This is a genomic window from uncultured Gimesia sp. (assembly GCF_937919775.1).
In the GTDB taxonomy this organism is placed as follows: Bacteria; Planctomycetota; Planctomycetia; order Planctomycetales; family Planctomycetaceae; genus Gimesia.
Genome location: NZ_CALFPF010000328.1, coordinates 1 through 4,659, shown reverse-complemented (window position 1 = coordinate 4,659; position 4,659 = coordinate 1). Strand labels below are relative to the sequence as shown.

Sequence of the window (4,659 nt, the reverse complement as noted above, 5' to 3'; positions counted from 1 at the left end):
GCCACTCGATTGAATACGCAAAAAGCAGCTGTTTCATCATAGAAACAGCTGCTTTTTGTTTTGGTAATCAGTATTTTAAACCCTGCGAGATTAAATCGGGTTGTCCACACGCACCTGTGCCGTGGGGATTCGAATTCGCTGCAGTGTCGCCCGGATCTGTTCCTGGATCATGGGATTCAGTTGCTTCAGTTCCTGTGTGAAGACCTGGTTTCCCAGAATCTGATTGACGTTCAAGCTTGGTCGATTGCCAAGATGATGCTCAAGCTCCACCATGCGCACGGAATTTTCTTTCGTGGAACGACTCAGAAAGACGCGAATGAAGCGATCGTTCCCCTGCATATGCGGCTTTAACTGCAGTCGAAAGCTGGCTTTGCCCTGCAGGGCCATTTTTAATTCTTTTAATCGTTCGTTGATCATCATCTGCACGTGATCCGGCATGTCAACAATCTGCTCGCCGATTTCATTGGGATTGCCTTTGAAATGATGCGTTTGCAGCGTGTCGCTGTCGTCCTGATAACTGACTTCGACAGAATAAGCGCCTTTGACACTTCCCACAAACAGCAGACAGAGATTGTGAGTCGTTGTCACGGGAATCTGACTGAGTCCCAGAGGCAGACTGCGTCCCAGCGGATCAGAGTCTGTGGAGCGGGAAGCAATCGGACCGTCCTGTTGAGGTGGTGACTTTTTGGGTGGGGCCGTATTTTCGCCAGGTACCTGGTTTTGATCAACGGGACTGACAGAGAACTGATAATGTCGATACAGTTTCTGAATTAATGTGACTTCAATGATCTGATGCTTCGAAGCACGAATCACACCAAACTGGACTTTACTTGATTTACCAGCATCCATCACAAACTTGCGCAGCACATCCGAAGACGTAATGGCCTTGCCATTGAATGTGGTCAGAACATCAAACATTTTGAGCCCGGATTTCTGTGCAGGGGAATCGGGCAGCACGAGCTTCACACCTACCCCCTGGCCGGATTCCATCATCTCATTTAACTGTGCTGCCAATGCAGCAGGAACAGGCTCGGTGACAATGCCTACAAAATTTCGCAGATCGGTTTCCCCTGTCGGGCGGCTTGTCACCCGAAACTTCGCCTGGGGGTTATTGGTATTCGCATCCTGGGCGGGGTTCATTTTGGGCTGTGAGGAGTTTGCCTGTGGGGCGGCCTTTTGTTTTGGTTCAGCCTGTCCCGGTTTTCTTGCTTGCAGAGGAAGCTCATCGGCAAATGTCAGTGGCACTGCCCACAGAGAAAGAATGATCCCACTCACAAAAAACCGTCGATACTGCATCTTCATTGTACTGCCTCGGAAATGATTCAAAAAAGACGCCCCCCTTCCCACAGATCATGACTGACCCTGGAATTGGAAACCTCTCTTTTGTGGCCCGTATTAGAAATTCCTACTTATCCGCTATTCCTAAATTGCTCCAGTTCAGAGCAAATCAACGCTATTGGTCATTCCCGCCTTCATCACTGATTAAGGAAAGTCTGGCTTTACTGACGGGAACAAAATCAATGGTTAATTCAGGCATTGACATCTCCACATTAGTTCCCGTTTTGGGATTCTGAACGGTAATGTTCGTCCAGGAAAGTTCGGTTCGCTGTTCAATCGGTCCCAGCTCGGTGTTGTAGAGCGTGATATCAATCGATTCATGGACGCTTTTATTAATTTGAGGAGTCATCTCGATCGATGTGTCTCCCTGATCAACCACAGCCAGAGATCCAGGTCCCGACAGGGTTGATTCGCGGACGATATGGTTTTTCTCGATTGGCTGGTCTGGTGCAGGTTGAGTGCTCGGATGGTTGGCAACAGGCGTCGAATCTGCCGGCTGAAACCGTGAAAAGGAATAGCCGATGATCAGACAGACGCAAAGCCCCAGTACCAGCAAACCCAGTGTGAATTGCCGACGAGGTCTCTGTACGAAAGGTTCAGGCACGCCGTTTCCGGCCAAATGAATCTGATGGAATCGTTTTTCATACTCTGCATCTGAGATATCGGAAAGTTCGAGTAATTCGGGAGGCATTTCGTGCTGGAAATATTCGCGCAAAACACTCTCCAGCTCTTCATCATTCTCGAGCATTCCTGAAGTGTCAAACGGTTTCATGATCTATCCCCACTTTTTCCAACTCTTCACAAAGACGCTTTCTCGCACGAGAAAGCCTCATGTCAATCGCTGACGTCGACGTATTGAGCGCAATTGACATTCGTTTTGATGACCATCCTAGTGCATAACGAAGGACGAGAACCTCACGATCCTCGGCTCGAAGTTGACGAAGTGATTGGCGGACTCTGCTGTTTCTCTCTTTTATCTCCAGATCTTCTAACGGATCTGAATGCTGACCTACAATATTATCCAAAAAATCGGCAGGCCTGGCTGCATGGTTTTGCCGACGTGCAAAATCACGCAACCAATTTTGAGCAACAGTCAAAACCCAGGCCCGGATATTTCGTATTGACTTGACTTCTTGAGATTGTAAACGTACGAATGCCTCTTGGAGTGCGTCATAAGCACGATCCGAGTCAGAGCATTGAGCATAAAGTAGTGCCCAAATTTCTCGACCTTCACGTAAATATACCGCCTCAATTTCTGCGGACCACTGATGGGCCTGCTTCTCGGGCATGCAAATTCCAATACGTTAGAATGAGGGTGAATCTAAGTTTATTGGAGAGTGTTAATGGCTCTGATTGTGTTCGCCAGCTTAACAACACTCGATTAACTCACATGCACTAGAATAGACGGAATCCGGACCAGAATCTAACGTCCTTTCAAGATAATTCCGGTTTCCGCACAGATTCGAAGCCCCTCTCCCGCTACCCTTTAACAAGCGAATTTTTGAACGCAGCTCAAACAAGGTTCGTATCATGTTAAATCATAACGGGTTACGATAAGCTTCCTATCTTATCTACTCCGGTTTCCTGCCTGTCGGGATTTTGCGTTAAGTTCAAAATAACCGTCACAAAATCTGTTCCTGTCAGTTAGTTTCTAAGAGGACGTAAAATCACTCTGCGCCCGGAAAGTGGACTATTGAATTCCGGAAAACGGCACAGGCTCCAGATACCAGTTGGTGATCTTGGAAACGGTCCCCTTGTATTTGTCCAGCTTCTTCATCCGATCCCACTCGGGATGAGCGCGAAAGCCGTCCCAGTGTTTGTCGTGATCTTCACGCTTCGGTGCGGACAGCATGTAGGTCAAATTAGGAACATCAGCGCCAATCAGCGTCTCACCAAAGAAAACCGGACCCAGTTTGACGTCGCGCATGATGTCAATCTCGCCGGAATTGAACATGTCCACTTTGAGACGGGCCAGTTTTTGATTGCTGCTCTCATAGGTCCGCAGCTCAAACAGGTGGGGGCCGTCCCCTTCAGGAACTTCCAGGACGGGCATGCCGTTGAAGGCTTTCATCAGCCGGCTTTCAATTCGACTGTAGGCGGGCGATTTCACAGGCAATGCGAAAAACGCTTCGGCTGATTTATGATAGGCGGCGTCTTTTTCCAGAACATCGTTCAATGCAGAAAACTGTTCCAGAGACTTATAGGGAATCAAGACATACAACGAGTGATCACCTTTGCCGTCCACTTCCTTAAACACGCCGACACGGCTGATGCCCTGCCGTTTCAATGCCGGCAGCAGTGCCTGTTCCAGATAGTCACTCACAAGTTTCTGGTTGTCTGCATCCGCGATGCGGTAGGTGCGCAGTTCATAATATTCCTGACTCGGTTTCGGCTCTGCAGACCCGGCGGTCTGCCCGAAACCCAGAGCCACGGCGGCCACCACGGTGCCTGCTAAAAACTGTCGGCGGTCTGTTTTATGATTCATAAGATTCCTCGTTTCAATTTGATATTTAAATAGACTGGCGATCGACTTGTGTGGTGACGCCCTTATGGATTGACCGGTGCCAGAATGCGCGATGCGTGGTTCGGGCTGTGATGAATTTTGTTTTTCGCCACGACCACTTTCTCCGGAAATTCAATCGTGATCGGCTCGCCCGTATTCGGATTCGGTTCGTAAAACGGCGCGCCTGTGGAAGCCACTGTCACACGAATCTTGTGCCCTTTATTAAACACCTGACTCAGCCAGCCCACGTCAAACGCCACTTTATAAACCTTGCCGGGTTCCATGAATACCTGTTGCTCAAAGCCGTCGCGGTAGCGGCCTCGTCGGATCATATCGATGATTAAGATCGAACGCCCATCGGGATAAACGTCGCTGACCCGCACGATAAAATCGCTATCTTTCGCCGACGAAGACACCAGCAGTTCCGCTTTGACATTGCCGGTCCATTCGACCGCTTCGGTGAGCGTATCCGTCGAGAAGGTCAGGACATTTTCCTGCTCTTCAACCACGCGGGCATCACGGGCTCCCGGGAAACCCCGTCCTTCAATTTTGTCCGGATTCAGCGGGTCGGCGATAATCTGGGTGAATGATTTTTTCTCAGACGGCTGCGTAGTCGATAACTTCCCGCCGGCATGCAGATAGTAAGGTGTTTCCGTCACGGGGATAGGCCAGTCATTCGCAGACCGCCAGACATTTCCGGGTGCGCCGGGCTCGCCCACCGCGCCCATCACGTAGTACCGCACGTTCGGGTCTTTCTCGATGCCGTTATCCACCCCTTTCAGGTAATGGTCGAACCAGCGGATCATCTCGGCGGTCAC

At 49.8% G+C, this 4,659-nt stretch carries 5 protein-coding genes; all 5 read right to left on the bottom strand.

Going from position 1 to position 4,659, the window contains the following annotated elements; all coding sequences use genetic code 11:
* Positions 1-90: 90 nt before the first annotated feature.
* Positions 91-1,296 (bottom strand): PDZ domain-containing protein, encoded by a 1,206-nt coding sequence (locus Q0294_RS09095; RefSeq protein ID WP_299463670.1) that lies wholly within the window; start codon positions 1,294-1,296, stop codon positions 91-93.
* A gap of 157 nt (positions 1,297-1,453) precedes the next feature.
* Positions 1,454-2,110: a hypothetical protein gene (locus tag Q0294_RS09090; RefSeq protein ID WP_299463667.1), complete on the bottom strand. Its 657-nt coding sequence runs from the start codon at positions 2,108-2,110 to the stop codon at positions 1,454-1,456.
* Positions 2,097-2,627 carry a sigma-70 family RNA polymerase sigma factor gene (locus Q0294_RS09085; RefSeq protein ID WP_299463664.1) on the bottom strand — a complete coding sequence of 177 codons (531 nt, stop codon included), beginning with the start codon at positions 2,625-2,627 and terminating at the stop codon, positions 2,097-2,099. Before Q0294_RS09085 ends, Q0294_RS09090 begins: the two co-directional genes overlap by 14 nt.
* 401 nt (positions 2,628-3,028) lie before the next feature.
* Positions 3,029-3,823: an NIPSNAP family protein gene (locus Q0294_RS09080; protein ID WP_299463661.1), complete on the bottom strand. Its 795-nt coding sequence runs from the start codon at positions 3,821-3,823 to the stop codon at positions 3,029-3,031.
* Between the two features lie 62 nt (positions 3,824-3,885).
* A partial coding sequence (locus tag Q0294_RS09075; protein WP_299463658.1) for a CocE/NonD family hydrolase occupies positions 3,886-4,659 on the bottom strand: 774 nt, incomplete at its 5' end.